Origin of the sequence: Microbacterium wangchenii, from assembly GCF_004564355.1 — a bacterium.
Lineage (GTDB): Bacteria > Actinomycetota > Actinomycetes > Actinomycetales > Microbacteriaceae > Microbacterium > Microbacterium wangchenii.
Genome location: NZ_CP038266.1, coordinates 389168 through 414402 on the forward strand (window position 1 = coordinate 389168; position 25235 = coordinate 414402).

The following is a 25235-nucleotide window of genomic DNA, read 5'->3' on the forward strand; positions in this document are numbered from 1 at the left end:
CGTGGCCGGGTGCCATCGGAGCGCTGTCGTCCGCCGGCGAGCTTCCCCCGTTCGCGCCTGTTCGGTGCGATCGCGCCGGTAAGAAGTGGCGCGGTTGCGCGGATGTGGCGCAGAGGCCGCGGCGGCGGGCAGGCATTTCTGAGCTGACGGTGGAGAAGAGTACAGGGGGAGCGGCCGCGAGGCGAGGGGCGGCTGACAGCGGGGCGAAGGAGGAGGCTGGAAGCACGAATCCACACCCTGGAGGTTTCATGTACTTTCACGTTCAGCAGCTGATCAACGAGATCGAGCAGGACGAGCCGGATCCCGCCGCCGCCAACGCGCTCCAGGAAGGGCTCGGCGGCCAGTTCGGCGAGATGCGCACGATGATGCAGTACCTGTTCCAGAGCATGAATTTCCGTGGTCCGTCCGCGAAGCCCTACAAGGACCTCATCCAGGGCATCGGCACGGAGGAGATCAGCCACGTCGAACTCATCGGGACGACCATCTCGCGCCTGCTCGACGGATCGCCGCGCTACCAGGGCAAGCCCACCGATCCCGTCGACGCACCCGGCGCCAAGGGCGCCATCCCGTTGAACATCGCGCTGTCCGAGAGCAACATCCACCACTACCTCGTCGGCGCGCAGGGCGCGATGCCGGTGGATGCGGCGGGGAACCCGTGGCTGGGCAGCTACGTCTACAACTCGGGAAACCTGGTCCTGGACCTGCTCTACAACCTCATGCTGGAATCCACCGGGCGGCTGCAGAAGTGCCGCCTGTACGAGATGACCGACAACAAGACCGCGCGCAGCACGATCTCGTACCTGATCGTGCGTGACCAGGCGCACGAGAACGCCTACGCGAAGGCGCTGGAGACCCTGGGCGTGAACTGGCGGACGGCGCTGCCGATCCCGAAGACCAACGCGGAGAAGTTCCCCGAGGTGGCCCGGCTCCTCGAGATGGGGCTGCAGAGCAAGCAGTACTCCTTCGATCTCACCAACCAGTCCGAGGCGGGCAAGATCTACCAGGGCCTGTCGCCGTCGGGCGACGGGACGCAGCTCGACGCCAGCGAGCAGGCGCCCGCGGGTGCGCCCATGACGATCGGCGCCGAGCGCTTCGAGGAGTTCGCTCCCGGCGCCGATGCCGACCTGCAGGAGCTCATCGCCGCCACTGCGGCGATGGAGATGGCCGACATCGACCGGACCTTCGGCGAGATGCGCTGACCCGTTCCGTGCGCCGGGCGGGCTCCGCCCGGCGCACGGAGCCCCCGGTGTGTGGTGCGCGGGCGACTCAGCGGGGGTGCAGCGACCGTGAGCGGACGGCGTCGTACGTCGAGCGGATCGCTGCGACGGAGGCGGTGTAGTCGGCCTGCACGACGCCGATGAACAGGCAGTCCACGACCATGAGCTGCGCGATGCGGCTGCCCAGCGCGCCGGAGCGGAAGGGCGTCTCGCGTGCCGCGGTGTAGAGGGCGACGTCGGCCTCACGCGTGATCGAGGAGTCGGGAACGTTGGTGATCGCCACCGTCGCCGATCCGGCCGCGCGGGCCAGACGGAGGAACTCCACCGTGTCCATGGTCTCCCCGGAGTGGGAGATCGCCACCGCCACGCTTCGCGGCCCCAGGACGGCGGCTGCCGTCCAGGCCGTATGGGCGTCGGGCCACGTGATCGCGGTCCGTCCGATGCGGCTGAGCTTGCGTTGCAGGTCGATGCCCACGACAGCGCTGGCGCCCACACCGAAGACATCGATGCGGTCGGCCTGGGCGAGGGCTGTCACGGCCTGCGCGAGCGCGCCGGTGTCGAGTACGTCAGCGGTGTCGCTGATGGAGAGCGTCTCATCCCGCGCGACCTTGGCGACGATCTGCTCAAGGGTGTCGTCGGGGGCGATGTCGCTCGCGGTCGCGGGGACCGACTGGACGAGCAGGCTGGCGCGCAGGGTCTCCTGCGCGAGGTCGTGCTTGAGGTCCTTGAATCCGGTGAAGCCGAGGCGCCGGTAGAAGCGCACGACCGTGGTGGTCGACGTTCCCGCCGCGTCGGCGACCTCGTTGATGCTGAGCGTGGAGAAGGCCTCCGGATCGGCCAGCAGGCTCTCGGCCAATCGCTTCTCGGAGGGGGGCATCGAGGGGATCAGCGCCCGGACCGTGGACAGCAGCGGACGTGCGGTGTGGGTGGGCGCGCCGTCGGGGCGCTGTCCGGTCATACCGACACGGTAGCCGAATCGGGTTCTCGGCAGTAAGTTACTTCCAAGAAACATCGGTCGTAAATAATTGACCAATCCGAGGCGGTCGGCAACGAGGCCGCCGGTACCCGATCTGGAGAACCTCATGAAGAGAGCTTCCGTTCCCCGCGCCGCCGTCGGTGCTGTGGGCACCCTCGCCGTCGCGGCGATCGCTCTGACCGCCTGCTCGGCCCCCGAAGCCTCGGGTGAAGGATCCGACGCGCCGCAGAATCTGGTCATCGGCGTCACGGCCGACGTCGACACCCTCCTGCCGTGGACGAGCACGCAGTTCCAGGCGACGCACGTGCTGCAGAACCTGTACGGCACCCTCACCGAGTTCGACGACGACCTCGCCGTCACGGAGGGTCTCGCCGAGTCGTGGGAGACGAGCGAAGACGGCCTGACTGTGACGTTCCAGCTCCGCGAGGGCGTCGCCTTCGCCGACGGCAGCGACCTGGACGCCGAGGACGTCGTGGCGTCCTACCAGGCGATCAAGGATGAGGCCACCGCGGCCGTCTCGGCGACCAACCTCGCCTCGGTCGAGACGATCGAGGCCGTTGACCCGCTGACCGTGCAGCTGACGCTGAGCGCTCCCGACGCCGCGCTGTTCTCCAAGCTCGCCGTCATCACCACCGCGATCCTGCCCTCCGACGTCGACCTGGCGGCGCTGGAGACCGAGCCCAACGGGACGGGCGCCTTCGTCTTCGAAGACCGCACGCCCAACCAGTCGCTGATCCTCGCCGCCAACCCGGAGTACTGGGGCGGGGAGCCGGAGGTCGACACGGTGGAGTTCCGCGTCATCCCCGACCAGTCGGCGATCGTCTCCGCACTGCAGGCTGGCAGCGTCCAGATGGCCGTCTTCGACGACCAGCTGGTGGCCGACACCATCGGCGGATCCGTCGAGGTGACCGAGACGCCGCAGCTGAGCTACCACGTGCTGCAGATCAACAGCCGGGTCGCGCCGCTGGACGACGTCAACGTCCGCCTCGCGATCGCGTGCGCGATCGACCGTCAGGAAGTGCTCGACACCGCAGCCCTGGGCGCCGGCGAGGTCACCGGACCCATCACCTCGCCCGCCTTCCGCTCCGACCCCGATGCCCGCCCGTGCCCCGAGGCCGACATCGACGCTGCGAAGGAGCACTTGGCGGAGGCCGGGTACGAAGACGGTCTGACGCTCCGCGCCATCGTCAACCAGGACGGATACTCCACCGCGGTTGCCGAGGCGGAGAACATCCAGGCCCAGCTGAAGAACGCCGGCATCACGCTGGAGATCGAGTCGCTCGAGTCGGGCGCGTACGTCGACCGCTGGGTCGCCGCCGACTTCGAGCTCGCCGTCGCGCTCAACGGCGGCCAGCCCGATCCCGACGCCTCCTACGGCCGGTACTTCACCAGCACCGGCAGCCTGAACCCGGTCGCCGGCTACAGCTCGGAGACCCTCGACGCGCTGTTCGCCGAGGGCAAGGCCGAGTCGGACGAGGCCGCGCGCAAGGCGATCTACGACGACGTCGCCGCGGAGCTGGAGGACAACGCTGCGTGGGTGTGGCTGTTCACCTCCTACAACTACACCGCGACCGCCGAGGGCGTCTCCGGCTTCGTGCCCCTGTCCAACGGCTCGCTGCAGAACCTGCGCGACGTCACCATCGACTGAGCACTCGCGGGCCGGACGGGCCGCTGCGCCCTGTCCGGTCCGCGTGGGAGTCCCATGCTGCACCGCATTCTCGTCTCGCCTGTCACGCGCCGCGTCGGCAGCGCGCTCCTGACCCTCTTCGGCGTCGCCGTGGCGGTGTTCCTCATGCTCCGGGCCCTCCCCGGTGACCAGATCACGGCCGCGTACGGCACGGAGGCCGCCGCGCTGTCCCCGGAACAGCGCTCCGCGCTGGAGGCCTACTACGGACTCGACCAGCCGCTCATCGTCCAGTTCTTCACATGGCTGGGCGCGGTCGCGACGGGAAACCTCGGGTTCTCCGCGCGGGCCCAGCAGTCGGTCCTGGAGATGACCGCGCTCGCTCTGCCGGTCACGCTCGAGCTCGCGCTCCTGGCGATCGTCATCGCCCTGGCCATCGGCATCCCACTCGGCATGCTGTCGGCCTCCCGTCCGAACTCGCTGCGGGACTGGGTGGGGCAGGGCGTCGGACTGGCCGGCCTCGGTGTCCCGGCCTTCCTCCTGGCCACCACTCTGCTGGCCGTCTCGGCCCAGGCGTTCGGGTTCAATCCGAACGGGCTGGGCTTCGCCCGGCTGTGGGAAGACCCCGTGCGCAACCTTCTGCAGATGCTGATGCCGGCGCTCGTCCTCGGCTTCGGCATCGCCGCGCCGATCATGCGCACCACGCGGACGGCCGTACTTGAGGTGCGCGGGCTCGATTTCGTCCGCACCGCCCGCGCCAAGGGCGTACCGCCGCGCCGCCTGCAGTGGCGGCACGTGCTGCGCAACGCCCTGATCCCCATCGTGACCATGACCGGTCTGCAGTTCGGGTACCTCCTGGGCGGCGCCGTCGTGGTCGAGCAGATCTTCTCGCTTCCCGGAATCGGCCGTCAGGTCCTCCTCGGCATCAACCAGAAGGAGTTCGCCGTCGTGCAGAGCACCGTGCTCGTGATCGCGATGCTCTTCGTCATCGTGAACCTCCTCACCGACCTGCTGTACCGCCGCATCGACCCGCGGGTGCGTGCCGCATGAGCGATACCGTCGCCGTCGCCGCCCCCGCCGTCCCGCCCCGCTCCGCCGGGCGCGCCTTCGCACCGCTGCTGCGCAGCCCGAGCGGCCTGACGGGGCTCATCATCGTCGGCGTGTTCGTCCTGCTGTCGATCGCCTCCGCGTCGGGCCTGCTGGGTGATCCCAGCGCCCAGGACACCACCTCCCGTCTGCAGCCGCCCTCCGGCGCGCATCTGTTCGGAACGGATCAGTTCGGGCGTGACGTGTTCACCCGCGTCGCCTCCGGGGTCGTGAACTCGGCGCTCGTCGCTGTCGTGGCGGTGGGCTTCGCCGCTCTCGTGGGCACCGTCGGGGGCATCGTCTCCGGATACCTGCGCGGCGTCGGCGACAGCGTCATCGGCGGCATCACGAACGTGCTCTTCGCCTTCCCCCCGCTGCTGCTGGCCCTGACGCTGGCATCGGTGTTCACGCGCAACTGGTTCACCGTGGCCGTGGCCATCGCGGTCGTGTACACGCCCATCTTCGTGCGCGTGACGCGGGGCCCCGTGCTGTCGCTGCGCGAGATCGACTACGTCAGCGCCGCCAAGGCCACCGGCATGGGCAGCGTCGGCATCATGGCGCGGCACATCCTGCCCAACATCACCGGCATCCTCATCGTGCAGATCACCCTCTCGCTGTCGTGGGCCGTGCTCACCGAGGCCTCGCTGAGCTTCCTGGGCTTCGGCACGCCGCCGCCGGCCGCGTCGCTCGGATCGATGGTGTTCGACGCGCAGACCCTCATCGTCGCGGCGCCATGGACGATGGCCGGCCCCGGCCTCGTGCTCATCCTGCTCATCATCGGGCTCAACCTCCTCGGCGACGGACTGCGCGACGCCCTCGACCCCAATCGCAAAGGACGCTGACCGGTGAATTTGGAAGCGCTGACCACCGAAGCGGCCGACGCACGCTACGCCCGGATCGACACGCTCGAGGTGGCCGAGTTGGCCACCCTCATGAACGAAGCCGATCAGGCGGTGCCGCTGGCCGTCCGCGCGGCGCTGGGGCAGATCATCCCCGCGATCGAGGGTGTGGCCGAGCGCATGGAACGGGGCGGACGGCTCTTCTACGTCGGGGCCGGCACCCCCGGGCGCATCGGCGTGCTGGACGCGTCGGAGATCCCGCCCACCTTCTCCACCCGCGACCGCGTCATCGGAATCATGGCCGGCGGGCCGCGGGCGGTGGTGGAGGCGGTCGAAGGCGCCGAGGACGACGCCGCCGCCGGTGCCGCCGCGATCGATGCCGCCGGTGTGGGGCCGGACGACTCGGTCATCGGCATCGCGGCGAGCGGGCGGACCCCCTTCGTCATCGCAGCCGTCGCGCGGGCGCGCGAGCGAGGTGCCCTCGGCATCGGGCTGTCGTGCAATGCCGGCACGGAACTGAGCCGTGCCGCCGATCACGGCATCGAGGTGATCGTCGGCCCGGAGTTCGTCAGCGGGTCCACGCGGCTGAAGGCCGGTACCGCCCAGAAGCTCGTGCTCAACATGTTCTCGACGATCGCCATGGTGCGCCTGGGCAAGACCTACGGCAATCTCATGGTCGACGTGAAGGCGTCGAACGACAAGCTCCGACTGCGGGCGACGCGCATCGTGGCCCAGATCGCCGGAGTGGACGACGCGCGGGCACGCGAGGCACTGGAACAGGCGGGGTACTCGGTTCCCGTCGCGGTCGTCGCCCTGCGCCGGTCGCTGCCCACCGAACAGGCGCGCGCCGCGCTGGAAGCGGCCGACGGCCGCTTGCGCGTCGCGCTGGACGAAGAGCAGGAGGAACGGCCATGAGGATCCTCGGACTGATCTCGGGTACGTCGCACGACGGCATCGACAGTGCCGTCGTCGAGTTCCACCCGAACGAGGACGGACTTGAGGCATCCGTGGTGACGCACGGATCGGCGCCGTACGCCGCAGGACTGCGTGACCGGCTCGTACAGGCGCTGCCGCCGCGGAGCACCACTTTCGAGGAGGTGGCGCAGCTGGACACGCTCATCGGGCAGGCCTTCGCCGAGGCCGCCGTCGCGGCGATCGCCGACGCGGGGCCGGTCGACCTGATCGTGTCGCACGGCCAGACGGTCTACCACTGGGTCGAGGGGGCCCGCGTCATGGGCACCCTGCAGGTGGGGCAGGCGGGGTGGATCGCAGAGGCCACCGGAACGCCGGTGCTGTCCGACGTGCGCATCCGCGACATCGCCGCCGGAGGGCAGGGCGCACCCCTGGCGTCCACGATCGACGAGCTCATCCTCGCCGGGCGCGCGACGGGCGGCCGGCCCGTCGCTGCGCTGAATCTCGGCGGGATCTCCAACGTGACGGTCGTCGGCGCCGATCTCCCGCGGGCGTGGGACATCGGTCCCGCCAACGCCCTCATCGACGCGGTCGTCCGCGAGCGGGGCCTGCACGCCGCCGGATACGACGAATCCGGCGTCATCGCGGCGTCCGGACGCGTCGACGAGGCGCTCCTCGCGGCGCTCCTGGACGAGCCGTACTATCGCCTCCCCGCACCCAAGAGCACGGGCAAGGAGCTCTTCCACCTCGACTACGTCCACGCGGCGCTCGAGCGGCTCGGACGCGACCTCGCCGACGCCGACCTCGTCGCGACCCTCACGGCGCTGACCATCCGGACCGTCGCCGACGCCCTCGCGTCGCTGGATCCCGCCGAACTGCTCGTGTCGGGAGGCGGCGTACACAACCGCGTCGTGATGGACGGGATCGCACGCGCGCTTGCGGGCGCTCGCGTCGGACGCACGGATGAGCTGGGACTCGGGGCGGATGAGAAGGAAGCCGTGCTGATGGCGCTCATCGGCTGGCTGTCGTGGCACGGGCTGCCCGGCACGACGCCGAGCGCCACGGGGGCCGGCGGGGGACGCATCCTCGGGACTCTCACCCCTGGTGCGGAGCCGCTGCGGCTCCCCGAGCCGTGCCCGCGTCCGGCCTTCCTGCGGATGACGGCGCCGCAGGCGAGGACGCGGGAGCATGGCTGAGATCACGCGCATCCGCACGCACGCGATCCGCCTCCCGCTGCGGCGGCCCTTCGTGACCGCGGTGCGCTCGGTCACGGCGCTGGATGCGGTGATCGTGTGCGTCGGCGACGCCGACGGTCGCACCGGGTGGGGAGAGGCGGCCGTGAGCTGGCGCGTCACAGGGGAGAGCGCGGCGAGCGTGGACGCGGTGACCGCCGGCCCCCTGTCGGAGTCGCTCCGCGGACTTCCCGCCGACGACCCGTCGGTGTGGGGCCCTGCTCTGGCCGCAGCCGTCGTGCACAACACCGCCGCGAAAGCCGCGGTCGACGCCGCGCTGTGGGACATCGCGGCCCAGACCGCGGGGCTCCCGGTACACCGGCTGCTCGACGCGGAGTCGACGAGCACGGTGCACACCGACATCACCGTGTCGGCGGCGGAGGAGGACGCGGTGCTGCGCGCAGCCGCGGAGCATGTGGCCGACGGTTTCGACGTCGTGAAGGTCAAGCTCGGGCGCGACGCCGACCGCGACGACGCCACACTGCGCGCGCTGCGGCGCAGTGCCCCGGCTCACATCCGGATCCGGGTGGACGCCAACCAGGGGTGGAGCGCGGACGAGGCGATCCGCCTCATCCGGGGCTGGGAGGACGACGATCTCGGCGTCGAGCTGGTCGAGCAACCCACGGCCGCCGCCGACATCGCCGCACTGGCCCGCGTGACGCACGCGACCGCGACACCGATCCTCGCCGACGAAGCGCTGTGGGGGCTCCGCGACCTGCACGAGATCGCGCGCATGGGGGCGGCCGACCTGGTGAACGTGAAGCTGGCGAAGTGCGGCGGCATCTCCCCGGCGCGCGAGCTGATCGCCCCCGCCCAGGCGGCGGGCATGCGCGTGCTCGTCGGGTCCATGCTCGAATCCGTCGTCGGCGTGACGGCGGCGGCGCACCTGGCCGCCACCCTGCCCGGCCGTGTCCATGACCTCGACGCCGGGCTGTGGCAGCGCAGCGCCCCGGTGCACGGCGGTGCGCGGTACGAGCGCGACCGCGTGGAGCTGGGCGACGCCGCCGGCTTCGGCATCCTCGCCCTCCGGGAGGACCTGTCGTGAGCGACACCCTGCTGGTGCCGGCCGTCGCGTGCGTGACCGCTCCGCGGACGGAGGGGCACGCTCCGACCGGGGCCGTGTTCGCCGTCGTCGAGGACGGTCGCACGGACATCGTGGCGAGCGGGATCGCCGACCTCGGAACGGGCACGCGGATGACCGTCGGGCACGCCTTCGACCTCGCCTCGGTGAGCAAGACGCTCACGACACTGGCCGTCCGGCGGCTCATCCACCTCGGGGCGCTCGCCGAGGACACGCCGGTCGGTTCGATCCTGGGTGCGCGCGCGGGGGTCGCCGCCGAAGCGACGATCGACGACCTCCTCCGGCACCGCGCCGGACTGAGGGAGTGGTGGCCGCTGTACCTCCTGCCGGAGGCGGAGGAGGACCCCGTGGCCGCGGCGCTGTCCTTGGCGCCGCGCTATCCCCGCGGGGCGGGACGGCACTATTCCGATCTCGGCATGCAGGCTCTCGGCGCCGTCATCGCGCACGTCACCGGCTCGGCCTTCGCGGAGGCCGTCCGGCAGGTCCTGCTCGACCCGCTCTCCGCCGCAACCGTGTCACCCGGTGCCCCGGCTGCGGGCATGTCCGTGGTGGCAGGCCCCGACGGCGACGCCATCGAACGCGAGATGGTGCGCAGCGGTGTGCCGTATCCCGTCGACGTGGATCCCGCGGGATTCGCGTGGCGGAGCGGCATCCTGCGCGGGGAGATCGCCGACGGCAATGCCTTCCACGCCTTCGGTGGCGCGGCGGGCCACGCAGGGTGGTTCGGCGACGCCGACGGGATGCTGCGGATCGCCGCCGCGATCGCCGCGCCCCAGGCGTGGGGACTCGGCGCCGCGAGCGCTGCGGCCTTCCGAGCCGCCGTCGACGCAGGGCAGGGGCAAGGTCTCCTGCACCACCGCATGCGGTGGCGGGGGACGGATCGGCTCTTCCTCGGCCACAACGGGTTCACCGGAGCACTCGTGGCCGCCTCGCCGGCGACCGACGATCAGCCCGAGGTGCTCACCGTCCTGCTGACCAACCGGCTGCACGGCCGCCCGGCACCTGGGCGCGACCGCCTCGTACCGGTCGACCTCCTCTGGCGCGAGGCGATGTCCCGTGCCGACGCCCTCCTCCATCCCTCCACGACGGGAGCCACTCCGTGACCGCCCCTCTCCTCTCCGTCCGCGACCTGCGGGTCTCCTTCACCACCCCCAGCGGCCCCTTCGACGCCGTCAAGGGGGTGAGCTTCGACGTCGCCGCGGGGGAGACCGTCGCGATCGTCGGCGAGTCCGGCTCCGGCAAGTCCACCGTCGCCGCGAGCATCAATCGCCTCCTCGCCGGCAACGGGCGCATCACGGCGGGGGAGATCCTGTTCGAAGGGCGCGACCTCGCGGGGCTGCCGGAGCGCGACATGATCTCGCTGCGCGGAGCCGGCATCGGCATGGTGCCGCAGGACCCGATGTCCAACCTCGACCCCGTGCACACGGTGGGCGCTCAGATCCTCGAGGCGCTCCAGGTGCACGGCCGGCCCGGCGGCCGCGCCCGCGTCGTGGAGCTGCTGGAGTCCGTCGGCATCCCCGATGCGGGGCGCCGCTACGAGCAGTACCCGCACGAGTTCTCCGGCGGTATGCGGCAGCGGGCCCTCATCGCGATGGGGCTCGCGTGCGAGCCGAGGCTGCTCATCGCCGACGAACCGACCAGCGCACTGGACGTGACCGTGCAGCGGCGCATCCTCGACACGCTGGCGGAGCTGACCGGGGGCGCCGGCACCGCCGTCATCCTCATCACCCACGATCTCGCCCTCGCCGCCGAACGCGCCGACCGGGTGCTCGTGATGTACCGCGGGGAGCTGGTCGAGTCCGGGCCCGCCCGGGCGATCCTCGAGTCGCCGCGGGAGGAGTACACGCAGCGGCTGGTGGCGGCGGCGCCGAGCCTGGTCACCGTGCCGCTGATCGCACCTCCGGCGCCCGGCGCGGCGCCGGAGACCCTCGTGAGCCTGGAGGGAGTCGGCCGCAGTTACCGGATGCGGGGCACTGCGCGCGGCGAGGAGTTCTGGGCCGCTCGCGATGTCAGCTTCACCATCCCGCGAGGGCGCACGGTCTCGGTGGTGGGAGAGTCGGGATCGGGAAAGTCGACGACGGCGAAGATGCTGCTCGGGCTGGAGACCCCCAGTGAGGGTGTCATCCGCATCGGAGGGAAGGACCTGTCCGCGCTGCGTGCGCGGCAGATGTTCGCCGTGCGCCGTCAGGTGCAGCCGGTGTTCCAGAACCCGTTCGCCTCGCTCGACCCGCGCTACACGATCGCCCAGTCCATCGCCGAGCCGCTGCGCGTGCACGGCATCGGCGACCGCAAGAGCCGCAGCATCCGTGTCCGCGAACTGCTCGAGCAGGTGGCGCTGGCCGGCTCCGTCGTCGAGCGGCTGCCGCACGAACTGTCCGGCGGACAGCGCCAGCGCGTCGCGATCGCACGCGCCCTGGCCCTGGAACCGGAGCTCATCGTCCTGGACGAGGCCGTATCCGCCCTCGACGTGCTCGTGCAGGCCCAGATCCTCGAACTGCTCGTCGCGCTGCAGAACCGACTGGGCCTCAGCTACCTCTTCATCAGCCACGACCTCGCCGTGGTGAACATGATCTCCCACGAGGTCCACGTCATGCAGCGCGGGCGGATCGTGGAGTCGGGTACGCCGGAGCAGATCTTCCGGGCACCGGAGCAGGACTACACGCGCGAGCTGCTCGCCGCGATCCCGGGAGGGGCGCTGGCGTAAGACGGCGGCGCGGCCGTGCGACGGCGCGAGCTCAGTGCGAGGGGAGCTTGATGGTGCCGGTGCCGGGGTGCTCGCGGGGCATGCGGTCGCGGTCGTACGTGATGTCGGTGTAGCCGTGCGGAGCGGGTCGTCCCTCGGCATCGAGGTTGACGAAAACGATCTTCTCGATCGTGAGGATGCGCTCGCGCGTGATCATGTTGCGGACGACGGCCCGCATGGTCAGTGACGTCTTCCCGAACCGCGTCGCGGTCAGCCCCATCTCGATGAGGTCGCCCTGCAGGGCGGATGCCTCGAAGTTGATCTCCGAGATGAGCTTGGTGACGACCCGGTGGTTGCCCATCTGCAGGATGGCGTAAATCGCCGCCTCCTCGTCGATCCACCGCAGCAGGCTGCCGCCGAAGAGGGTGCCGTTCGCGTTCAGATCCTCGGGGCGCACCCATTTGCGGGTGTGGAAGTTCACGCCCTCTTCGGACCAGTACCACCCGTCTTCCTTCTTCTTCTTCGCCATGCCCCCACGGTACGCCGGATGGCGTCGGCGACCCTTGACTCCGGGACCCAGAGGGCATTAACTTAGGTCAATGCCTAAGTATCGAGAGGATGTCGACCGGGTGCTTCGCGCGCTCGCCGATCCCACCCGCCGTGGGATCGTCGAGCGGCTCGCGAAGGCGCCGGCGGCCGTCTCGGTGCTGGCGGAGTCGTTCGACATGTCGCTGCCCTCGTTCGTGCAGCACCTGGGCATCCTCACCGACGCGGGCATCATCACGTCGGAGAAGACCGGCCGGGTGCGCACGGTGAGCCTCCGGCCCGGTGCGCTGGACGTGCTGCACCTGTGGCTCGACGAACAGCGCACCGACGCCGAGCGGCGCGCCGACCGGCTCGGCATCCACCTCGCCCGTCATTCCGAAGGAGCCCCCTCATGACCCGTGTCCGCGTCGATCTCAACATCTCCCTGGACGGTCGCGCCACGACCGTCGACCAGACCCCCGACGATCCGTTCGGGCAGGACTGGGGCCGGCTGACGGAGGCGTACGTCGCCACGCGCACGTTCCGCGAGCGTGTGCTGCACGACACCTCCGGCGCCGGCACCACCGACCTCGACGACGAATTCGCCGCCCGCTACTTCCAGGGCATCGGCGCCGAGATCCTCGGCGCCGGCATGTTCGGGCTCCACGCGCACCCGGATGACCCGGAGTGGCGCGGATGGTGGGGCGACGAGCCGCCGTTTCGGGTGCCCGTGTTCGTCCTCACGCACGAGCGGCGTCCGTCGCTCGAGATGGCCGGCGGCACGACCTTCCACTTCGTGACCGCGTCGCCGGAGGAGGCGCTCGCCATGGCGACGGAGGTGGCAGGCGGCGGCGACGTCCGGGTCGGTGGCGGCGCCACGACGGTCCGCTCCTTCCTCGCCGCAGGGCTCGTCGACGACCTGCACGTCGCGATCGCGCCGATCATCCTCGGCCAGGGCGTCAACCTGTGGGACGATCTGCGCGGCCTCGAGCGGGACTGCCGGATCGAGACCGTCGTCGCCCCCAGCGGCACCATCCACGTCACCTTCACGCGGGAGCGGCGATGAGCGCGCCAGCCGGCCGCAGTGTCGCGCACGCGGGCTTCACGCTCGTGCGGGACTACCCCGTCCCGGTGGGTGAGGTGTGGGCCGCGTTCGCGGAGGAGGAGCGCAAGCGGGAATGGTTCGGCGAGAGCCCCGAGTGGGAGACGGGGGAGTGGCGTTTCGACTTCCGCGTCGGCGGACGCGACGTCGCGGTGGGTGCCTTCCACGGCGGGCCGGTGTCGCGCTTCGAGGCGACGTACACCGACATCGTCGCGCCCGAGCGGATCGTCGTCACCTACGACATGTGGCTCGACGGTACGCACATCTCGACCTCGGTCGTGTCGTACGAGTTCGAGGAGATCGAGGGCGGCACGCGGTTCACGCACGGCGAGCACGGCGTCCACCTGGACGGGTTCGACGACGGGTCGATGCGGGAGCGGGGCTCGGAGGGGGTCCTGGATCGCCTCGGCAGCTACCTGGAGTCGCGCCGCGGCTGACGGGTGGGCGACCCTCGCGGGGTCAGGGGGTGTGGGCGCTGACGTCCCGCTCGACGATGCGTCCGGCCTCGGCGAACAGGTCGCGCATCCAGGCGTGCTCGGGGTCACGCGAGTGCACCGGATGCCACCACAGCGCATTCACGATCGGGGTGGGCGGAAACGGCAGGCGGAGGACGCGCGTCCCGCCCAGCTGCGCGGCGAACGGCGCGAGTGCCCCCTGGATGAGCCCCACGCGGTCAGTTCCCTGCACGAAGTGGGGGAGGCTCAGGAAGCTCTCCACCACGACGGCGACGCGCGGCTCGACACCGAGCTGCTGGATCTGGCGGCTCACGAACGTGAACGCGCTGCGGGAGGCGTAGGTCATCACCACCGGGAGCATGCCGAGGTTCTCCATCGTCAGCTCCTCGCCCACGGCGGGATTGTCGTCGGCGACGAGGGCGAACCAGTCGTCGCGCCACGCGTCGCGATAGGGCAGATCGCTCAGGAAGCCGTGCGGGATGATCATCGCGTCGGCCGAGCGCAGGCGGTTGGCGGCATCCTCCACGACCGCCGGCGTGTGCAGAATGAAGCGGAAGCGCACGCCCGGGCTGCGTTCGGCGGCGAGGCGGGAGACGACGGTGCCGATCGTGGCGAAGCCGTAGTCCGAGCCGTAGATGGAGAACTCGCGCGTCGACTCCGCCGGGGCCCATGTCGCCTGACTGTCGAACACGCGCCGCGTCGCCTCCAGCGCCGTCGTCACGTGCTCGGACAGCCGCAGGGCGAACGGCGTGAGTTCATGCGTGTTCCCGCGACGGGCCAGGATCGGATCGTTGAAGTGCGTGCGCAGGCGCGACAGTGACGCGCTCAGCGCGGGCTGCGTCAGATGCAGGCGCTCGGCGGCGCGCGTGACGCTGCGCTCGGTCAGGAGCGCGTCCAGGGCGACCAGGAGGTTGAGATCCAGACGGTTCAAGCGGGAGCGGTCCACCATAAGAACGGATGATATCCCACATCGGTAGGATCGACTTCCTTTATGCGTTTGCTGCTCCCAGGATGGACCCAGGGCGGATCCGTGCCCGCAGCTCTTCCGAAAGGATCGACGATGATCAAACTTCTCGCGCACCTCTCCTATGTCGCGATCACCACCCCCGACGTGGACGCGTCCGTCGAGTTCTACACGACGCACGTGGGGCTGACGGAAGTCGCCCGTGAAGACGGACGTGTCTACCTGCGGTGCTGGGGGGACTACTACTCCTACTCGGTGGTCGTGGTCCCCGGCGACGAGCCGGCACTGGAGACGATGGCCTGGCGCACCTCCAGCCCCGAAGCCCTGGACGAGGCGGCCCGCCGTCTGGAGGCTGCCGGCGTGGAGATCGAGTGGTTCGACGGCTACAAGATCGGCCGCGCCCTGCGCTTCGTCGGTCCATGGGGTCACCCCATGACGCTGCACTGGGACGTCGAGCGCCACCAGGCGCCGGGCCACGTCGCCTCGATCTACCCCGACCGCCCGGAGAAGCGCTCCAAGGTGGCGGGGGCGCCTCGCCAGCTCGACCACGTCACGATCGCCACGAGCGACGTCGACGGATTCGCGGCCTGGTACAACGAGGTGCTCGGCTTCCGCATCATGGCGCGGACCGTGCTGGACGAAGCCCCGCTGTCGGTCTTCTCGGTGCTCACCACGAACGAGAAGTCCCACGACCTGGGTGTCGTCCTGGACGGCTCCTCGCGCGCCGGACGCGTGAACCACTACGCCTTCTGGGTGGACACGTACGAAGAACTCCTCATCGCCGCCGACACGCTCATGGAGCACGACATCCCGATCGAGTACGGTCCGTCCATCCACGGCATCGGCGAGCAGACCTTCCTGTACTACCGCGAGCCGTCCACGATGCGCATCGAGCTGAACACCGGCGGGTACCGCAACTACGTCCCGGACTGGACTCCCAACACGTGGAAGCCCTCGCAGGGTTCGAGCAACTTCTATCGCAACGGCGCCATGCCCATGTCGATGACCGAATCCTTCCCGCCCGCAGACGGGCCCTCGGCGACCGAGGAAGGCGTGCCGGAGGAGATCCGCGCCGCCCTCATCAACCCGTACACGCAGCACGGCTGAGCCCGGCATGGAGACCCCGATGACGACGACGTCCACCGGCCTGACGGCCCCCTTCGCCCTGGCCCGCATCGAGGAGGGCGGGCAGGCGCGCCCGGCTCTGGTGGCAGGCGACCGCATCCGCCCGCTGGCGCCGGCCGAGCTGGGCGACCTCAACGCCTTCCTCGCCGACCCCGATTGGGACCGGCTGGGAGCGCTGGCCGGGGAGGGGGGCGACGCGTGGCGTCCGCTCGGCGAGGCGAACCTGACGGCGCCGGTCGAGCCCAGGCAGGTGCTGCAGGCCGGAGCGAACTACCGCACGCACGTCGTGCAGCTGATCGTCGCGGGGCTGACGAAGGGCGACGCGACGCGCGACCCGGAGGAGGCGCGCGCGCACGCGGAGCGGATCATGGATGCGCGCGCGGCGAGCGGGCGGCCGTTCGTCTTCATCGGCCTGCCGCAGTGCGTCGTGGGCGCACGCGAGCCGCTCGAGCTGCCCGCATACAGCCAGACGCACGACTGGGAGCTGGAACTGGCCGTCGTCATCGGGCGCCCCGCGTTCCGGGTCGATCGGGAGCACGCGATGGAGCACGTCGCCGGGTACACGATCGTCAACGACATCACGACCCGCGACCTCGTCTTCCCCACCGACGTCGGCGACATCGGCGCGGACTGGTACCGCGCGAAGAACGCTCCCGGGTTCCTGCCGACCGGTCCGTTCCTCGTCCCGGCGCCCTTCGTGGATCCGGCGGACCTCCGCGTGCGGCTCGGGCTCAACGGCGACGTGATGCAGGATGCGACGACGGCTGAGCTCGTCTTCGACGTCCCTTCGCTCGTGGCCGCCGCCTCCCAGACCGCGCCGCTGAACCCCGGCGACCTCCTCCTGACCGGCAGCCCGGCCGGCAACGGCCAGCACTGGAAGCGATTCCTGCAGGACGGAGACGTCATGACCGGCTCGATCGAGGGTCTGGGCACCCAGGTGGTGCGCTGCGTCGCAGAAGGAGGTGCACGATGACCGCTCAGGAGAGCGTCGCTGCGCCGTCGGAGAATCCGGCGGACCTGGACCGGGGGAACCCCGAGGCCGAGATCGCGGCACGGGCCGAGGCGTACCGCAACTGGGGTCGCTGGGGGCAGGACGACGTGCTGGGCACCCTGAACTTCATCGACGAGGGCAAGCGCGCCGACGCCGCGCGGCTGGTCACCCTGGGGCGCGTGATCTCGCTGTCGCAGAAGTTCGACACCGACGGCCCGCAGAAGGGGTGGCGCCGGCGCATCAACCCCGTGCACACGATGACCGACACGGGCACCGATGCCGAACGGGGCACCCAGGGCTTCCCGCACGGCATCGGCGGCGCCGACGACTACGTCACGATGCCCCTGCAGTGCTCCACCCAGTGGGACGGGCTCGGGCACATCTTCGACCACGGCAACGCGTGGAACGGGCGCCGCGCCGGTGATGTCGTCACCAGCGACGGCGACCTGGTCACCGGCGTCGAGCATGCCCGCGACGTCATCGTCTCCCGCGGCGTGCTGCTGGATCTCGGCCGTCACCTGGCTCCGGAGACCGGAGAGCTGCCCGACGGCTATGCCATCACCGCATCCGATCTCGACGCGTGCATCGCCGCACAGGGCGCCACGAGCGCCGTCGGCCGGGGCGACATCGTCCTGGTGCGCACCGGTCGCTACACGCGCGCGCTCCGCGAGGGATGGGGCGAGTACGCCGGCGGACCGGCCCCCGGCCTGTCGCTGACGACGGCGGGATGGCTGCACCGCACCGAGATCGCCGCGATCGCCACCGACACGTGGGGATTCGAAGTGCGCCCCAACGAGTTCGACGCCGCCGCCTTCCAGCCGCTGCACCAGATCGTGATCCCCAACATGGGCCTGACGATCGGCGAGATGTGGAACCTCGACGAACTCGCCGCGACGTGTGCCGAACTCGGGCGCTGGGAGTTCCTGCTGTCGGCACCGCCGCTGCCCATCACCGGTGCCGTCGGATCCCCGATCAACCCCGTCGCCCTCCTCTAACCCGCCACGATCCAGAACAGAGAGGTTCTGACCATGACCGCAGTGAGCAAAGTCGCCATCGTCGGCAGCGGCATCGCCGGACTGGCCGCCGCCATCCAGCTGTCCAAGGCCGGTGTCCACGTGGACGTCTTCGAAGCCAAGCCCGAGCTGACCGCGCTGGGCTCGGGCATTTCGCTCCAGGGGAACGCCCTGCGCGTGTTCGACGCGCTCGGCGCGTGGGACGACATCCGCGCCGCCGGGTTCGCCTTCGAGGGCCTGACCCTCCGCGCGCCCGGCCCCGACGCTCCCGTCGTGGCCGAGCTGCCCGACGTGAAGACCGGCGGCCCGGATTACCCCGCCGGCATGGGGATGCCGCGGGCGGAGCTGGCCCGTATCCTCCTCGCTCACGCCGAGCGGGCGGGAGTGACGGTGCACTTCGGGGTGAGGGTGACGGCGCTCGAGCAGTCCGACGCATCCGTGGAGCTGTCCGTGGAGGGAGCGGACGCGAGGCGGTACGACCTCGTGATCGGCGCCGACGGGCTGAACTCCACGGTGCGCGAGCTGATCGGGATCGACGTGAAGCCGCAGCCGACGGGGATGGGCATCTGGCGGACCTTCGTCTCCCGCCCCGCCGAGGTGCAGCGCAGCGAGCTGTACTACGGCGGGCCGGTCTACATCGCCGGGTACACCCCCACCGGGGAGGATTCGATGTACGCGTTCCTCGTCGAGGAGGCGCAGGACCGGTCGCGCGTGAGCGACGAGGAGGCGACCCGCATCATGCTGGCCGAGTCGCGCGCCTACGGCGGGCCGTGGAACCACATCCGCGCCGACCTCGAGCGCGGGGCGCGGGCCCACTACACGTGGTTCACGCACCACATCGTCCCCGCTCCCTGGAACCGCGGGCGTGCCGTGATCATCGGCGACGCCGCGCACAGCTGCCCGCCCACGATCGCCCAGGGCGCCGCGCAGGGCTTGGAGGACGCGTTCGTGCTCACGCAGCTGCTCACCTCCCGCGACGAGCTGGACCAGGACCTGTGGGACGAGTTCCACGCGCGGCGGCTGCCGCGGGCGCAGGCGGTGGTCGACGCATCCGTCCAGCTCGGGCAGTGGCAGATCGACGGCGACCGCGATGCCGACGCCGGCGGGCTGATCTTCGGCATCGCCCAGAAGATGGCGCAGCCGGCATGACCGGCCCCGTGAGCGGTGCCCCTGGCACCGGCGTCACCGACGTGCACGCCCACCTCCTCCTCCCCTCGCTGCACGCCGAGGTCGAGCGTCGCGTCCCCGAGCTGGTCGCCGAGGCCGCCGCCCTGGAGCTGCGCCGACACGGCGCGGCCAGCCAGGCCGTGTCGGGGCCGATGGTCGGCGCCCGCATCCCGAAGCTGACCGACGTGACCGTGCGCCTGGCCGACATGGACGCGCAGGGCGTGGATCGGCAGTGGGTGAGCGCGTCGCCGAACCACTTCTATCCGTGGGCGCCCGAAGGGCTGGCCGTGTGGGTGGCCGGCGAGGCCAACCGGCTCCTCGCCGAGCACGTCGCCGCGGCACCGGATCGCCTCGTCGGCCTGGGCCTCGTGCCGCTGCAGCACCCCGAGCGCATCGTCGAGTACCTCGACGATGCCGTGCTCGGCCGGGGCCTCGCGGGCGTGGAGATCTCCTCCTTCGCCGGCGACGTCGAGCTGTCCGACGAGAGGCTCGAGCCGTTCTGGGCGCGGGCTGCCGAACTCGGGATCGTCGTCTTCCTGCACCCGTTCGGGTGCAGCCTCGACGAACGACTCGACCGCTTCTACCTCGCCAACACGGTGGGCCAGCCCACCGAGAACGCCGTGGCCCTGTCGCACCTCATTTTCGCGGGCGTGCTGGACCGCCACCCCGGGCTCCAGCTCGTCGCCGCCCACGGCGGCGGCTATCTGCCCACGGTCATCGGCCGCTCCGACCACGCGTGGCGCGTGCGCCCGGACGCCCGCGGCTGCGCGCATCCGCCCTCGACCTACCTGCGCAAGCTGTGGTTCGACACCGTCGTGCACGACGACCGCACGCTGCGCGCGCTCATCGAGGTCGCCGGAGAGGATCGCGTCGTGCTGGGCAGCGACTACCCGTTCGACATGGGGCTGGACGATCCGGTCGCCACGATCCGCGCGGCGGGACTGCCCGAGGAGACCACGCGTCGCATCCTCGCCGGTAATGCCGCCGCACTGCTGGATGCCAGGAGGCACGCATGAGAATCGCCCGGTGGCGCGACGGCGCCGCGATCGCGGAAGGCTTCGTGGAGGCCGATCACGTCGTCCCGTTCGCCGACGGGGGGAGCGTCGCGAGCGTCCTCGCCGCGGGCCTGGATGCCGCGCACGAGCTGCACGCCCGGACCCTGCGCGACGCGCGCGGACGCCGACCGATGTCGGAGGTGCGCCTGCTGGCACCCGTGGCGCCCCCGTCGGTGCGCGACTTCGTGACCTTCGAGGAGCACGTGGAGGGCGTGAGCGCCGGTGTCGAGGGCAAGAGCAACGTCGCCGACGAGTGGTACGACGCCCCCACGTTCTACTTCACCAATCCGCACACCATCCTCGGCCCCGGCGAGCCGGTGCGCCCGCCGGCCACCGAACGGCTCGACTTCGAACTGGAGCTCGCCGCCGTCATCGGCGGCGTGCCCGGCTCCGACGGTGCGAACCTCGACCCCGAGGCGGCGGCGGGCCACATCTTCGGGTACACGATCATGAACGACTGGTCGGCGCGCGACCTGCAGGCCCGCGAGATGAAGGTGCGCCTGGGGCCGTGCAAGGGCAAGGACTTCGGCACGAGCCTCGGTCCGTGGATCGTGACCGCCGACGAGCTCGCCCCGCTCCTGGATGACGACGGCTACCTCGCGGTTCGCGCGGAGGTGCGCGTCAACGGCGAGCTCATCGGCGACGACCTCATGTCGAACATGGGCTGGCCCTTCCCCGAACTGGTCGCCTACGCATCCCGCAACTCCCGTGTCGTCCCCGGTGACGTGCTGGGCTCGGGCACGGTCGGAAACGGCGGATGCCTCGGCGAGCTGTGGGGCCGGAACGGCCGGCTTTCACCGCCGCCCCTGGCAGAGGGCGACGTGGTCGCCATGAGCATCGAGGGTGTCGGGGAACTCACCGCTGCCGTCGGGCCCGCCGTGGACGGCGGGCCGATCGCGGTCGCCCGTCCGCGCCCCAGGCGCCGTCACCGGGCCTGACGACCGGCGCTCACTCCTCCAGCACGACCTCTCTGCCGTCGACGACGTCGAGCCCTCCCGTGCGGAACGGTGCGGGCTGGAGGGCGTGATAGGTGGTGCCCTCGTCGAGGATGGACGCCGCCACGACCCGGAACCCGGTCGCGGGGTCGTCCGCGTCGAACAACCGCTTTCCTGCGCCCACGGCCACGGGGAACCGGATGAGCCGGTACTCATCCACAAGGCCGGCCCGATGCAGGGTGCGGGCGAGCTGCCAGCTGCCGTGCACCTGGAGCTCGCCGTCTCCGGCGGCCTTGAGGCGCTCCACCTCGGCCACCACGTCCCCCGGGAGGACGGTGGTGTTGTGCCACGCCGGGCCGGTCAGGGTCGAGCTGACGACGTACTTGGGCAGTGAGTTCAAAGCGATGCCGACCGGGTTGTCGGGGTCGTCGACCTGGCTCCAGTACGGGTGCATCATGTCGTAGGTCGAGCGGCCCAGCAGCAGAGCATCCGCGCGCGCGAACCAGTCGCTGACGACCTGCCCCCAGCGGGGCTGAGCGGCGAAGGGTGCGATCCAGCCGCCGCGGTCGAAGCCGTCGCTGCGGTCCTCCTCGGCACCGCCCGGACCCTGCATGACGCCGTCGAAACTCAGGAACTCATGGATGACGAGTCTCATGGTGATGGTTCTCCTCTTCTGACGTGGCGGCCCGAAGACGGCCTCCGTCCACGATGCCGTCCGATCCGCCGCGTGTCATCGACCCGCGTCGACTCCTGCGTCGCCCTGCGTCGACAATCGTCCGTCTTCTCTTGCCCGAGGGTCGGCCGATGATTACGTTCAACCGATCGGTTGTACACCGATGGGTTGAATGAAGGGAGGAGGCGTGGCCTCGGACGAACTGAGCCGGACGTTCGGCGCACTGGCCGACCCCACCCGCCGGCGGCTTCTCGGGCACCTGCTCGAGGGGCCGGCGACGGTCACTGCGCTCGCAGAGCCGATCGCACTCACCCTCGCGGCGGTGTCGAAGCATCTTCGCGTGCTGGAAGAAGCGGGGCTGGTCAGGCGCGAACGCAACGGGCAGTACCGCCCGGTTCTGCTGGACGTGCGTCCGTTGCAGGCGGTGTCGCAGTGGCTCCGTGACTACGAGGCCTTCTTCCAGCGCAGCTTCGACGCGCTGGAGGAGCACCTCGCCACGGGCGCGCGCATCCCGCCCCCTCCCGACCCACACGACAAGGAAAGAAGGAGATCATGACGAACGACACGCTCATCATCACCCGCCGGTTCGCGGCACCCACCGAAGACGTCTTCGACGCCTGGATCACACCGACCCGGTTCGCGCAGTGGTTCGGCGGGGCCGACGCCCACGTACCGGTGGAGGAGCTGAGCCTGGATCCACGGGTCGGTGGCCGGTGGAGCGCCACGATGCACCTCCCCGAGGGGATGATCCTCACGTGGGGCGGTGAATACGTCGAAGTGACGCGGCCGCGGCGGCTCGCCTTCACGATGAGTGACGAGCCCGGTCAGCCGGCCGGCGATCCGATCACGGTCGACTTTGTCGAAACCGATGGCATGACGGAGATGACCCTGCGGCAGGCCGGTACCGGCGGCTTCACCGAGGCGGAGTTCGAGATGACCCTCGCGGGATACCGCGAGTACTTCAACGCCCTCGAGCGCGAACTGATCACAGTCCACTGAAACGTGCGCCGGCACTGATCGCCCCGCACTCACGGGTGCGGGGCGATCAGCACCTCCGTGCGCCTGCACGACAAGGAGTGTCATGAAAGCAACCACACGCGAGTGGATCGGGCTCGCCGTCCTCGGCCTCCCCACCCTCCTGATCTCCATCGACGTCGGCGTCCTCTATCTGGCGCTGCCATCGATCACCGAATCGCTCGGCGCGAACGCCATCGAGCAGCTGTGGATTCTCGACGTCTACTCGTTCCTGCTGGCGGGCTTCCTGCTCACGATGGGGAATGTGGGCGACCGCATCGGGCGGCGAAGACTGCTCCTCATCGGCTCGGCCGCGTTCGCCGTCGCCTCGCTGTGGGCCGCCTTCGCCTCGACGCCCGGTGAGCTGATCGCCGCCCGCGCAGGCCTCGGCGTCGCCGCGGCGACGCTTGCGCCATCCACCATGGCGCTGCTGCGGAACATGTTCCATGACCCGCAGCAGCTGGCCACCGCCATCGGAGTGTGGTTCGCGTGCTTCATGGGCGGCGTGGTGGTCGGCCCGCTCATCGGCGGGATGCTGCTGGAGTGGCTGTGGTGGGGATCGGTCTTCCTCCTCGCCGTCCCGGTGATGGTGGTCCTTCTCATCCTCGGGCCGCTTCTGCTCCCGGAGTACCGCGTCCCGCACCCGGGACCGATCGACGGTGCGAGTGTGGCGCTGTCGTTGGCGACCGTGCTGCCGGTGGTCTGGGCGGTCAAAGAGGTGGCGCGGGATGGATCGGTCACATGGACACCCCTCGTGGCCGCGATGGTGGGACTGGTTGCCGGCGCCGTGTTCGTCCGGCGGCAGCGGAATCTGGCCACGCCGCTGCTGGACCTGTCGATGTTCCGCACCCGGGTGTTCAGCGGGTCGTTGGTGATCGTCCTCGTGACCGGCGTCGCCATGGCCGGTCTGTCTCTGGTCGCCGCCGTGTATCTGCAGTCCGTTCTCGGCCTGTCGCCGCTGGCGGTCGGTGCACTGCTCATCCCGCAGAGCGTGGCGATGCTGGCTGGCTTCCAGATCGCGCCGGCGCTTTCTCGTCGCCTCCCGCTCATCGCGGTCGCCGTCATCGGCTTGTCGCTGGCGTCGGCGGGATTCCTCGTGGTGGCCGTGCTCCCCGTGATGCCCGGCTCAGGCGTCCTCGTCGTCGGCCTGTGCGTGGCGAGCTTCGGTGCATCCTTCCCGATGGCCGTGCTCAGTGCGGTCATGCTGGGCTCGGTCGAGCCGGCCAGGGCGGGGGCAGCCGCAGCGGTGAACGAAGCCAGCGGGGAACTCGGGGTGGCGATGGGCGTCGCGCTGCTCGGCAGCCTTGCCGCCGGCGTGTACGCCGTGACGCTTGCGGCTCTGCAGCCAGAGGCCTCCTCGCTCGCCTTGGCGTCGCTGGAGAGCGCGGTGCGCGGCGAGGATGCAGTCGTGGCCAGCGCTGCCCGAGAGGCGTACACGGTCGCCGTCTCCGCGGTGGGGTTGGCGGGCGCGGTCATCTTCACGGCGCTCGCCGGTGCCGCCGGTCCGCTGCTGCGACGCGGCACCGCACCCGAGGGCGCGGCGGAGGATGCTGACGCCGCGCACCATGCGTGAGCGGGCGGGCGGATCCCACGGTCACGTACGCGGGGCACCGAGCAGATCCTCCGCCACGACATCCCAGTCGGTTCCGCCCGGCCAGCGGGCCATCGCACGCGCGGACGCATCCCTCACCAGCGCGGCCGCGGCCGGGTCGATCCCCGCGTCGCGGCTGGTCTGGACGATGCGGTCGAGGAAGGCGAGACACATGTCCAGGCGCGCCTGGCCGCTGTCGTAGCGTCGCCGCACGACGGCGTCGGTGAGGTCGGCGAGCGACTCGCCGACGGTCGCCACGGCCGATCGCGCATAGGGGAGGAACCGGCCGGGATCGATGCCGAATGTGCCGGCGAGGGCGGTGGCGTGCAGGTGCGTGTAGATGCCGACGAAATAGAGGTCGAGCATCGCCAGATCCAGCGCCGCGGGAACGGCGTGGTCGTCGCCGAGGACGTCGCTGGTGCCGCCCAGGGCGGCCATCACCGGCGCGAGGGCACCCCGGTCTTCGGATGCACCGGCGTAGAGCACGGCACAGTCCGCCGTGCCGACCAGTGGCGTGGGCACCATGACGGCTCCGGTGACGTAGCGGATGCCCCGGCCGGCCGCATCCCGTGCCGACGCCACGGTGTCTTCGGGTGTTCCGCTGGAGACGTTCAGCACGACGCGGTCGCCCGCCGCCGGTGCGATCTCGGCCAGGAGCGCACCGCTGGCCGCATGGTCGCGGACGCACACGATGACGATGCCGGCCGCCGCGACCGCCTCCACGGGTGTGTCCGCGACCGCGACGTCGCCGGGCAGGCCCAGCTCCGGCGCGGTGCGACGCGTCCGGTTCCACGCGACGACCTGATGCCCTGCCGCGGCCGAGGCGCGTGCGATGGCCGCACCCATCGGTCCCAGGCCGAGCACCGCGATGACTGGCGGTATTCCGTTGGTGTTCATCCCCCGATCGTCTGTCGCCGCTGCGGCCGCGTCCAGTACGCACATATAAGTAAGGAATGCGCAGGGGAAAGAGGTCGG

Annotated in this window: 26 protein-coding genes; 21 read left to right on the forward strand and 5 right to left on the reverse strand. The window is 70.8% G+C overall.

All coding sequences use genetic code 11. The annotated features are described in order from the left end of the window. Positions 1 to 248: 248 nt before the first annotated feature. Entirely contained in the window at positions 249 to 1199 is a 951-nt protein-coding gene (locus E4K62_RS01880) for a manganese catalase family protein (RefSeq protein ID WP_135063024.1), read from the forward strand. Positions 1200 to 1266: 67 nt separating this feature from the next. Here the strand turns inward: E4K62_RS01880 and E4K62_RS01885 are convergent, their stop codons facing one another. After that, positions 1267 to 2175, reverse strand: a complete 909-nt coding sequence (locus E4K62_RS01885) for a MurR/RpiR family transcriptional regulator (RefSeq protein ID WP_135063027.1) — start codon at positions 2173 to 2175, stop codon at positions 1267 to 1269. Positions 2176 to 2299: 124 nt separating this feature from the next. Between E4K62_RS01885 and E4K62_RS01890 the strand changes: the two genes are divergently transcribed. Genes E4K62_RS01890 through E4K62_RS01925 form a run of 8 tightly spaced genes read left to right on the forward strand, consistent with a single transcriptional unit; the run spans position 2300 to position 11671 of the window. Continuing rightward, the gene (locus E4K62_RS01890; protein WP_135063029.1) at positions 2300 to 3841 is read left to right on the forward strand and encodes an ABC transporter substrate-binding protein; all 1542 of its coding nucleotides are present in this window, start codon (positions 2300 to 2302) and stop codon (positions 3839 to 3841) included. Between the two features lie 54 nt (positions 3842 to 3895). Further along, on the forward strand, positions 3896 to 4867 hold the full coding sequence (locus E4K62_RS01895) for an ABC transporter permease (protein ID WP_135063031.1): 972 nt from the start codon (positions 3896 to 3898) through the stop codon (positions 4865 to 4867). Further along, positions 4864 to 5745, forward strand: a complete 882-nt coding sequence (locus E4K62_RS01900; RefSeq protein ID WP_135063033.1) for an ABC transporter permease — start codon at positions 4864 to 4866, stop codon at positions 5743 to 5745. Before E4K62_RS01895 ends, E4K62_RS01900 begins: the two co-directional genes overlap by 4 nt. A 3-nt stretch (positions 5746 to 5748) precedes the next feature. Further along, positions 5749 to 6657 (forward strand): N-acetylmuramic acid 6-phosphate etherase, encoded by a 909-nt coding sequence (gene murQ / locus E4K62_RS01905; RefSeq protein ID WP_135063035.1) that lies wholly within the window; start codon positions 5749 to 5751, stop codon positions 6655 to 6657. Then, positions 6654 to 7850 (forward strand): anhydro-N-acetylmuramic acid kinase, encoded by a 1197-nt coding sequence (locus tag E4K62_RS01910; protein ID WP_135063037.1) that lies wholly within the window; start codon positions 6654 to 6656, stop codon positions 7848 to 7850. Before murQ ends, E4K62_RS01910 begins: the two co-directional genes overlap by 4 nt. Then, on the forward strand, positions 7843 to 8931 hold the full coding sequence (locus E4K62_RS01915) for a dipeptide epimerase (protein WP_135063039.1): 1089 nt from the start codon (positions 7843 to 7845) through the stop codon (positions 8929 to 8931). The genes E4K62_RS01910 and E4K62_RS01915 overlap by 8 nt, the downstream gene beginning before the upstream one ends. After that, positions 8928 to 10070 (forward strand): serine hydrolase, encoded by a 1143-nt coding sequence (locus E4K62_RS01920; RefSeq protein WP_167747702.1) that lies wholly within the window; start codon positions 8928 to 8930, stop codon positions 10068 to 10070. Before E4K62_RS01915 ends, E4K62_RS01920 begins: the two co-directional genes overlap by 4 nt. After that, positions 10067 to 11671: an ABC transporter ATP-binding protein gene (locus E4K62_RS01925; protein WP_135063043.1), complete on the forward strand. Its 1605-nt coding sequence runs from the start codon at positions 10067 to 10069 to the stop codon at positions 11669 to 11671. Before E4K62_RS01920 ends, E4K62_RS01925 begins: the two co-directional genes overlap by 4 nt. A 31-nt stretch (positions 11672 to 11702) precedes the next feature. Here E4K62_RS01925 and E4K62_RS01930 read toward each other — a convergent pair whose 3' ends face one another. Further along, complete coding sequence (locus E4K62_RS01930) at positions 11703 to 12179, reverse strand: acyl-CoA thioesterase (protein ID WP_135063045.1); 477 nt, start codon at positions 12177 to 12179, stop codon at positions 11703 to 11705. 70 nt (positions 12180 to 12249) lie between these two features. Here E4K62_RS01930 and E4K62_RS01935 point away from each other — a divergent pair, with 70 nt between their 5' ends. Genes E4K62_RS01935 through E4K62_RS01945 form a run of 3 tightly spaced genes read left to right on the forward strand, consistent with a single transcriptional unit; the run spans position 12250 to position 13714 of the window. After that, on the forward strand, positions 12250 to 12591 hold the full coding sequence (locus E4K62_RS01935) for an ArsR/SmtB family transcription factor (protein WP_135063047.1): 342 nt from the start codon (positions 12250 to 12252) through the stop codon (positions 12589 to 12591). Further along, positions 12588 to 13241, forward strand: a complete 654-nt coding sequence (locus E4K62_RS01940; protein WP_135063049.1) for a dihydrofolate reductase family protein — start codon at positions 12588 to 12590, stop codon at positions 13239 to 13241. Before E4K62_RS01935 ends, E4K62_RS01940 begins: the two co-directional genes overlap by 4 nt. Then, positions 13238 to 13714, forward strand: coding sequence for an SRPBCC domain-containing protein (locus tag E4K62_RS01945; protein WP_135063051.1), 477 nt, complete (start codon positions 13238 to 13240; stop codon positions 13712 to 13714). The genes E4K62_RS01940 and E4K62_RS01945 overlap by 4 nt, the downstream gene beginning before the upstream one ends. Before the next feature lie 22 nt (positions 13715 to 13736). Here E4K62_RS01945 and E4K62_RS01950 read toward each other — a convergent pair whose 3' ends face one another. Further along, positions 13737 to 14681, reverse strand: coding sequence for a LysR family transcriptional regulator (locus tag E4K62_RS01950; protein ID WP_135063053.1), 945 nt, complete (start codon positions 14679 to 14681; stop codon positions 13737 to 13739). 111 nt (positions 14682 to 14792) lie between these two features. On the opposite strand from E4K62_RS01950, the gene E4K62_RS01955 reads away from it, so the two are divergent. From E4K62_RS01955 to E4K62_RS01980, 6 genes are read left to right on the forward strand one after another with little or no spacing between them, the layout of a single operon-like run. Then, the gene (locus E4K62_RS01955; protein ID WP_135063056.1) at positions 14793 to 15803 is read left to right on the forward strand and encodes a VOC family protein; all 1011 of its coding nucleotides are present in this window, start codon (positions 14793 to 14795) and stop codon (positions 15801 to 15803) included. Positions 15804 to 15822: 19 nt separating this feature from the next. Next, a complete protein-coding gene (locus E4K62_RS01960; RefSeq protein ID WP_135063058.1) occupies positions 15823 to 16794 on the forward strand; it encodes a fumarylacetoacetate hydrolase family protein in 972 nt (323 codons plus the stop codon). Next, positions 16791 to 17807 (forward strand): cyclase family protein, encoded by a 1017-nt coding sequence (locus tag E4K62_RS01965; protein WP_135063060.1) that lies wholly within the window; start codon positions 16791 to 16793, stop codon positions 17805 to 17807. Before E4K62_RS01960 ends, E4K62_RS01965 begins: the two co-directional genes overlap by 4 nt. A 33-nt stretch (positions 17808 to 17840) precedes the next feature. Then, positions 17841 to 18974 (forward strand): FAD-dependent monooxygenase, encoded by a 1134-nt coding sequence (locus tag E4K62_RS01970; RefSeq protein ID WP_135063062.1) that lies wholly within the window; start codon positions 17841 to 17843, stop codon positions 18972 to 18974. Further along, the gene (locus E4K62_RS01975; RefSeq protein WP_135063064.1) at positions 18971 to 20008 is read left to right on the forward strand and encodes an amidohydrolase family protein; all 1038 of its coding nucleotides are present in this window, start codon (positions 18971 to 18973) and stop codon (positions 20006 to 20008) included. Before E4K62_RS01970 ends, E4K62_RS01975 begins: the two co-directional genes overlap by 4 nt. Beyond that, positions 20005 to 20985, forward strand: a complete 981-nt coding sequence (locus E4K62_RS01980; RefSeq protein ID WP_135063066.1) for a fumarylacetoacetate hydrolase family protein — start codon at positions 20005 to 20007, stop codon at positions 20983 to 20985. Before E4K62_RS01975 ends, E4K62_RS01980 begins: the two co-directional genes overlap by 4 nt. Before the next feature lie 10 nt (positions 20986 to 20995). Here the strand turns inward: E4K62_RS01980 and E4K62_RS01985 are convergent, their stop codons facing one another. Next, positions 20996 to 21637 carry a dihydrofolate reductase family protein gene (locus E4K62_RS01985; protein ID WP_135063068.1) on the reverse strand — a complete coding sequence of 214 codons (642 nt, stop codon included), beginning with the start codon at positions 21635 to 21637 and terminating at the stop codon, positions 20996 to 20998. A gap of 205 nt (positions 21638 to 21842) precedes the next feature. On the opposite strand from E4K62_RS01985, the gene E4K62_RS01990 reads away from it, so the two are divergent. The 3 genes from E4K62_RS01990 to E4K62_RS02000 all read left to right on the forward strand — a co-directional run bounded on the left by E4K62_RS01990 (position 21843) and on the right by E4K62_RS02000 (position 24242). Next, a complete protein-coding gene (locus tag E4K62_RS01990; protein ID WP_240742781.1) occupies positions 21843 to 22211 on the forward strand; it encodes an ArsR/SmtB family transcription factor in 369 nt (122 codons plus the stop codon). Beyond that, the gene (locus E4K62_RS01995; RefSeq protein WP_135063072.1) at positions 22208 to 22654 is read left to right on the forward strand and encodes an SRPBCC family protein; all 447 of its coding nucleotides are present in this window, start codon (positions 22208 to 22210) and stop codon (positions 22652 to 22654) included. The genes E4K62_RS01990 and E4K62_RS01995 overlap by 4 nt, the downstream gene beginning before the upstream one ends. Positions 22655 to 22736: 82 nt before the next feature. After that, on the forward strand, positions 22737 to 24242 hold the full coding sequence (locus tag E4K62_RS02000; protein ID WP_135063074.1) for an MFS transporter: 1506 nt from the start codon (positions 22737 to 22739) through the stop codon (positions 24240 to 24242). A 21-nt stretch (positions 24243 to 24263) separates the two neighbouring features. On the opposite strand, the gene E4K62_RS02005 is transcribed toward E4K62_RS02000, so the two are convergent. Then, positions 24264 to 25157 (reverse strand): NAD(P)-dependent oxidoreductase, encoded by an 894-nt coding sequence (locus E4K62_RS02005; RefSeq protein ID WP_135063076.1) that lies wholly within the window; start codon positions 25155 to 25157, stop codon positions 24264 to 24266. Positions 25158 to 25235 lie beyond the last annotated feature (78 nt).

What these genes read in the sequence shown, in the direction of transcription:
- E4K62_RS01985 (WP_135063068.1), bottom strand. Translation starts at nt 21,637, where the DNA reads ATGAGACTCGTCATCCATGAGTTCCTGAGTTTCGACGGCGTCATGCAG.
- E4K62_RS01910 (WP_135063037.1), top strand. Translation starts at nt 6,654, where the DNA reads ATGAGGATCCTCGGACTGATCTCGGGTACGTCGCACGACGGCATCGAC.
- E4K62_RS01950 (WP_135063053.1), bottom strand. Translation starts at nt 14,681, where the DNA reads ATGGTGGACCGCTCCCGCTTGAACCGTCTGGATCTCAACCTCCTGGTC.
- E4K62_RS01955 (WP_135063056.1), top strand. Translation starts at nt 14,793, where the DNA reads ATGATCAAACTTCTCGCGCACCTCTCCTATGTCGCGATCACCACCCCC.
- E4K62_RS01880 (WP_135063024.1), top strand. Translation starts at nt 249, where the DNA reads ATGTACTTTCACGTTCAGCAGCTGATCAACGAGATCGAGCAGGACGAG.
- E4K62_RS01890 (WP_135063029.1), top strand. Translation starts at nt 2,300, where the DNA reads ATGAAGAGAGCTTCCGTTCCCCGCGCCGCCGTCGGTGCTGTGGGCACC.
- E4K62_RS01970 (WP_135063062.1), top strand. Translation starts at nt 17,841, where the DNA reads ATGACCGCAGTGAGCAAAGTCGCCATCGTCGGCAGCGGCATCGCCGGA.
- E4K62_RS01930 (WP_135063045.1), bottom strand. Translation starts at nt 12,179, where the DNA reads ATGGCGAAGAAGAAGAAGGAAGACGGGTGGTACTGGTCCGAAGAGGGC.
- E4K62_RS01965 (WP_135063060.1), top strand. Translation starts at nt 16,791, where the DNA reads ATGACCGCTCAGGAGAGCGTCGCTGCGCCGTCGGAGAATCCGGCGGAC.
- E4K62_RS01960 (WP_135063058.1), top strand. Translation starts at nt 15,823, where the DNA reads ATGACGACGACGTCCACCGGCCTGACGGCCCCCTTCGCCCTGGCCCGC.
- E4K62_RS01975 (WP_135063064.1), top strand. Translation starts at nt 18,971, where the DNA reads ATGACCGGCCCCGTGAGCGGTGCCCCTGGCACCGGCGTCACCGACGTG.
- E4K62_RS02000 (WP_135063074.1), top strand. Translation starts at nt 22,737, where the DNA reads ATGAAAGCAACCACACGCGAGTGGATCGGGCTCGCCGTCCTCGGCCTC.
- E4K62_RS01900 (WP_135063033.1), top strand. Translation starts at nt 4,864, where the DNA reads ATGAGCGATACCGTCGCCGTCGCCGCCCCCGCCGTCCCGCCCCGCTCC.
- E4K62_RS01945 (WP_135063051.1), top strand. Translation starts at nt 13,238, where the DNA reads ATGAGCGCGCCAGCCGGCCGCAGTGTCGCGCACGCGGGCTTCACGCTC.
- E4K62_RS01885 (WP_135063027.1), bottom strand. Translation starts at nt 2,175, where the DNA reads ATGACCGGACAGCGCCCCGACGGCGCGCCCACCCACACCGCACGTCCG.
- E4K62_RS01940 (WP_135063049.1), top strand. Translation starts at nt 12,588, where the DNA reads ATGACCCGTGTCCGCGTCGATCTCAACATCTCCCTGGACGGTCGCGCC.
- E4K62_RS01895 (WP_135063031.1), top strand. Translation starts at nt 3,896, where the DNA reads ATGCTGCACCGCATTCTCGTCTCGCCTGTCACGCGCCGCGTCGGCAGC.
- E4K62_RS02005 (WP_135063076.1), bottom strand. Translation starts at nt 25,157, where the DNA reads ATGAACACCAACGGAATACCGCCAGTCATCGCGGTGCTCGGCCTGGGA.
- E4K62_RS01915 (WP_135063039.1), top strand. Translation starts at nt 7,843, where the DNA reads ATGGCTGAGATCACGCGCATCCGCACGCACGCGATCCGCCTCCCGCTG.
- E4K62_RS01980 (WP_135063066.1), top strand. Translation starts at nt 20,005, where the DNA reads ATGAGAATCGCCCGGTGGCGCGACGGCGCCGCGATCGCGGAAGGCTTC.
- E4K62_RS01935 (WP_135063047.1), top strand. Translation starts at nt 12,250, where the DNA reads ATGCCTAAGTATCGAGAGGATGTCGACCGGGTGCTTCGCGCGCTCGCC.
- E4K62_RS01995 (WP_135063072.1), top strand. Translation starts at nt 22,208, where the DNA reads ATGACGAACGACACGCTCATCATCACCCGCCGGTTCGCGGCACCCACC.